The organism is Citrobacter sp. VF227 (assembly GCF_052950715.1).
Map to the genome: position 1 here is coordinate 1 of NZ_JBRFVF010000494.1, position 451 is coordinate 451.

The following is a 451-nucleotide window of genomic DNA, read 5'->3' on the forward strand; positions in this document are numbered from 1 at the left end:
CCGTCGATCTTGGCCGGGATCTGGCCGATCAGGTGGCTCGCCTGCTGGTGGGCCGCCTGCGCGCGCGGCGGCACCGGCGTGTCGGATCCGGCCTCCACCAGGTAGGCGCAGTCGCCGATGGCGAAGATGTCGGGATCGCGGGTCGCCTGCAGCGGCGGCGTCACCACCAGCTGGGTGGTCCGCGTTGTCCCCCGGCCGCCGATGCCCTGCAGGAAGGGCGGCGCCTTCACGCCCGCCGCCCAGACGACCAGCTCGGACGGGATGAAGGTGCCGTCGGCGAGCTGCACGCCGTCCGCGCGGACCTCGGTGACCCGCGCCTTCACGCGCACGTCGACGCCGATCTTGCTGAGGAGCTGCATCACCTCCGCCGAGAGGCGCTGCGGCACCGCCGGCAGGATCCGGTCGGCGGCCTCGACCAGGGTGATGCGGATGTCCTTGCCCGGGTCGATCT

General features: G+C 73.2%; 1 protein-coding gene. It reads right to left on the reverse strand.

The genetic code is table 11. The annotated features are described in order from the left end of the window. The coding region (locus tag ACU8YC_RS27510; RefSeq protein WP_446896328.1) for an NAD(P)/FAD-dependent oxidoreductase at positions 1 to 451 on the reverse strand (451 nt) is incomplete at both ends.